Source organism: Occallatibacter sp., from assembly GCF_049510455.1.
Lineage (GTDB): Bacteria > Acidobacteriota > Terriglobia > Terriglobales > Acidobacteriaceae > Telmatobacter.
Genome location: NZ_JBEKYX010000189.1, coordinates 1 through 4,154, shown reverse-complemented (window position 1 = coordinate 4,154; position 4,154 = coordinate 1). Strand labels below are relative to the sequence as shown.

Here is a 4,154-nt window from a genome sequence, read left to right as displayed (position 1 = left end):
AGCCTGGTCCTCGGCGGTAATAGACAAGGCAATCAACGGACGTCCCATCGAAGTTCCTCACACTCTATCCGATGAAACAATCCTTATTAATTATTCAACTTATTCTAGAGACGGGACACTAGATTGCGAGCTAAGAATTACTCTCGATAAACGCGCTTTACATCGCTTTGATAGCATTCAAAGAAACTTCTGTAGAACGAAGTCCACGACGGGAAAGCATTCGGCTTTTGGCCCTTTGTCCTGCGTTCTGGGCTTGTGCATCCTTACGTGTGCGTAATTGGGTGTGCGCCAAACTATTTGCAGCGGGGATGAGGATCGCATGAGGCGAAGGGATTTTGTACGGCTTGGGTGTGCCACTGTGATTGCTAGTGGGGTAGGTAAGGTGCGGCCTGCGCTTGGGGAGTCGGTGGCTGCGCGGCAACAGCATGGGATGGCTGGGACGGCGGAGGCTAAGAGCACTGAGCCGGGAGCGGATTTTACGCTGCGGATTGCGCCGATGCTGGTGGAGCTGGCTCCGCAGGTTGTGATCAGTACGATTGGATACAACAACAAGGTTCCGGGTCCGCTGCTGCGGGTGCGCGAGGGCAAGAGCGTCACCATTGACGTTACGAATGAGACGGATGTTCCGGAGTTTGTGCACTGGCATGGGCTGCTTGTTCCGCCGGAGATGGATGGGGTGGAAGAAGAAGGCGCGCCGCCGGTGCCGCCGCATGGGCGACGGAGGTTTCAGTTCGTGGCTAACCCGGCGGGGTCGCGGTGGTACCACTCGCACACTACGGCGATGCTGGATCTGCATCGGGGCTCTTATACGGGGCAGTTCGGTTTTTTCATGATCGACTCCGGCGATGACCGTGGGCACTACGATCAGGAGGTCTTTCTGGCGCTGCGGGAGTGGCAGTATTTTCTTTCCACGATGGATCAGGATGAGATGCCGGCGGATCGCAATGATCCGAAGCCTGAGAGACCGGACAAGATGGATATGCGGCAGAACGGGCTTGAGGTGAATGCTCCTCTTTGCTCGATCAACGACAAGATGCTTGGGGCGGGTGATCCGCTGCGGGTGCAGACGGGGCAGCGGGTTTTGATGCATTTGCTGAATGCGAGTGCGGCGCAGATTCATCGCGTGGCTTTGGCTGGGCATAAGTTTCAGGTGATTGCGCTGGACGGCAATGCTGTGCCGACGCCTCAGGCGGTGGACGTGATTGAGATTGCGCCGGGGGAGCGCGTGGATGCCATTGTGGAGATGAATCATCCGGGTGTGTGGATTCTGGGGGAGATCGGCGATCTTGCGCGGCAATCGGGCATGGGCGTGGTGGTGGAATATGCCAATCAGCAGCAGCGCGCGCAGTGGATTGCTCCGCAGAAGACGCGGTGGGACTACAGCATATTTGGAACGAACGCCTCACACCCGCAGCCGGATCAGACGATTGAGATGATCATTGAGAAGATTCCTGGCGGGCCGGGTGGGATTAATCACTGGCTGATTAACGGCAAGGAGTATCCGCACGATGGGGAGTTTATGCTGCGGCAGGGAGGGCGTTACCGGCTGGTGTTCCGTAATCGCAGTGACGATTCTCACCCTCTGCACATGCACCGGCATCTGTTTGAGCTTGTGGAGCTGAACGGCAAGCCGACGGCGGGCATAAAGAAAGACACGGTGGTGGTTCCTGCATTTGGGCGCGCTGTGGTGGACATGGTGGCCGACCAGCCGGGGCTCACGCTTTTTCACTGTCATATCCAGCAGCACATGGATTTTGGGTTCATGGCGCTGTTTCGCTATGCGTGATTGACTTCGATGTTGACCGGTTGAGTGCATTTCCTCGCCGCTTATGTTTCCCTTAGCAATTTTTCACACACGTGAAACATTTGAGGGATAGAGTCCCCGTTTGGAAACTTTTAACCAAAATTTGTAACTGGAGGACTGCATGCATACGATCAAGGGCGGGTTCCGGGCGGCAATGCTTATGGGCGCGGCGGCTTCGGTACTGACATTTGCAACAGGGGCAAGCGCGCAAAATCAAAGACCGAATGACGATCCATGGTGGAACCTGAAGGGCTGGTCCTTCAACAACTGGATTCCGAACAACAACCCCTGGCCGTACAACACGCTGCAGGCTTCGCCAGTGCTGGCGGTGGTGGGCGATGTTGCCTGCCAGCCGGGCGAGACGGAGCTCCCAGGTGAAAAGGCGGGTGAAAACTGCGTCGGTGACACGGCTCAGAACCTGTTGGCATCGCAGGCGGCCACGGCGCAGCAGATCGAGAATATGAAGCCTGACCGCGTGGCGCTGCTTGGAGATGAGCAATACCAGGTGGGGCAGTACTCGGACTTTGAGAACGGGTACGAGTTGACCTATGGCGCTTTCAAGCTGATCACGCGGCCTGCGCCAGGCAACCATGAGTTTTATACCGAGCACGGCGCGATAGGCGTTGCGGGCTACGGTTACTTCTCCTACTTCAATGGCGTGCAGCACATCCGGCAACCCTGAAACCGCCGGCACATTCACGCAGCCCGTGCCGTATTCCGATGGACAGGCGGGGCACTTTGAGCAGACGGGTGGACTGGGAACCAACGAGTCAGGTGGCCCCATTGGCGTTGGAGATGGCTGGTATTCCTACAATCTGGGCGCGTGGCATCTTATCTCGCTCAATATCGAGTGCGAGACGCAGCCGGGCGGCTGCGCGAACTCAGGCTCGTGGTTTGCCGCGGAACTTGAATGGTTGAAGAAGGATCTTGAGGAGAATCGTTCCAACTGCACACTTGCCTACTGGCACCAGCCCGTGTTCAGCCCCACTAACAGCATCGCCGTACCCGAGGGCCCGACCGCTGTGGCCTTTTGGCAACTGCTGTATGAGCATGGAGCCGACCTGGTGCTGAACGGACACGACCACCTCTATGGCCGCTATCGCCCGCTTGATCCTTCCGGGAAATCCGATCCAAAGAGGGGCATTCGCGAATTCGTCGTGGGCACCGGTGGCGAGACACTCGATCCAATCGTCAATACCACTGTGAAGTCAGGCGCGAACGAAACAAACCTGGAAGATCCCACCGGCAACGTGAACTTCAACGCAGAGAATCTCGAGGCGGGAACCGGGCAATTCTGGGGCGTGATGGGATTGACCCTGAATGAGAACGGCTATGCGTGGGATTATGAGTCGGCGTTGAAGGATCCTGCACAGCCAACCGGTCCGGCTTCTTTCAGCGATAAGGGCATCGGCGTCTGCCACGGTTCAGCGAACAGGTTCTAACCGGATCGTCCGGGCTACGCCGGGCTTGATGTTGCTTCAGTACAAGTTCCCCCTTCGCGAGAAATTGCGGAGGGGGAATTTTTTTGGCACGGGTGAAGTACCAAGGGTCTCGTATTCATGCTTTCGCTGAAAGTGGCTTACTGATTTTTTCGAGGGACTGGCCTTCGGCTGCGACGCCGAGGGTGAGTTCGACTATGGCGGCTATGACCATGAAGATGGCTGCGGCGATGTATCCGTAGACAAGGTGGATTCTGGAGTTGCTCTCGATGAGCGCGCCGAAGAGGGCGGGTGCGCCTGCTCCGCCGATGAGGGTGCCGATGGCGTAGAAGATGCTGATGGCCATGGCTCGGACTTCAAGTGGGAAGACTTCGCTGACGGTAAGGTAGGCGGAGCTGGCGGCGGTGGAGGCGATGAAGAAGATGATGGTCCAGCAGATGGTTTGGGTGATGGCGGTGAGCAGATTGGCGGCGAATAGCCAGCCGGTGATGGCGAGCAGGATGCCGCTGAGCGCGTAAGTGAGAGAGATCATCTTTTTGCGGCCGATGGTGTCAAAGAGATGGCCGATGAGGACGGGGCCGAGCACGTTGCCGAGGGCGAAGGGAAGGATGTAGTAGCCGGCTTTGATGGGTGGTATGTTGTAGAACTTTTCGAGCACAAGCGCGTAGGTGAAGAAGATGGCGTTGTAGAAGAACGCCTGTGCGGCCATGAGAGTGAGGCCGAGCAGGCTGCGCGAGCGGTTCTCTCCCATCATCGATTGCCATATTTCGGCTAACGTGGTGTGGGTGCGGGTGTGGATCTCTACGGGGTCTTCCGTGGGTGTGGGCAGTCGCTCGCCGGTGATTTTGGCGACGTGGTCTTCGACTTCGCAGACGACCTTTTCGGCCTCGTCATTGTGACCGTGGATGACG

At 57.4% G+C, this 4,154-nt stretch carries 4 protein-coding genes; 3 read left to right on the top strand and 1 reads right to left on the bottom strand.

Translation table 11 applies throughout. The annotated features are described in order from the left end of the window. The first annotated feature begins 319 nt into the window (after window positions 1–319). From ABSG47_RS20695 to ABSG47_RS20685, 3 genes are all read left to right on the top strand, one after another. Window positions 320–1,786, top strand: coding sequence for a multicopper oxidase family protein (locus ABSG47_RS20695; RefSeq protein ID WP_424172407.1), 1,467 nt, complete (start codon window positions 320–322; stop codon window positions 1,784–1,786). Between the two features lie 139 nt (window positions 1,787–1,925). Then, a complete protein-coding gene (locus ABSG47_RS20690) occupies window positions 1,926–2,486 on the top strand; it encodes a hypothetical protein (protein WP_424172404.1) in 561 nt (186 codons plus the stop codon). Further along, window positions 2,458–3,246 carry a metallophosphoesterase family protein gene (locus ABSG47_RS20685; RefSeq protein WP_424172401.1) on the top strand — a complete coding sequence of 263 codons (789 nt, stop codon included), beginning with the start codon at window positions 2,458–2,460 and terminating at the stop codon, window positions 3,244–3,246. Before ABSG47_RS20690 ends, ABSG47_RS20685 begins: the two co-directional genes overlap by 29 nt. Before the next feature lie 115 nt (window positions 3,247–3,361). Here ABSG47_RS20685 and ABSG47_RS20680 read toward each other — a convergent pair. After that, a partial coding sequence (locus tag ABSG47_RS20680) for an MFS transporter (protein WP_424172399.1) occupies window positions 3,362–4,154 on the bottom strand: 793 nt, incomplete at its 5' end.

Excerpts from the sequence above, each read along its gene's own strand:
- ABSG47_RS20695 (WP_424172407.1), top strand. The coding sequence starts at position 320 with ATGAGGCGAAGGGATTTTGTACGGCTTGGGTGTGCCACTGTGATTGCT.
- ABSG47_RS20690 (WP_424172404.1), top strand. The coding sequence starts at position 1,926 with ATGCATACGATCAAGGGCGGGTTCCGGGCGGCAATGCTTATGGGCGCG.
- ABSG47_RS20685 (WP_424172401.1), top strand. The coding sequence starts at position 2,458 with ATGGCGTGCAGCACATCCGGCAACCCTGAAACCGCCGGCACATTCACG.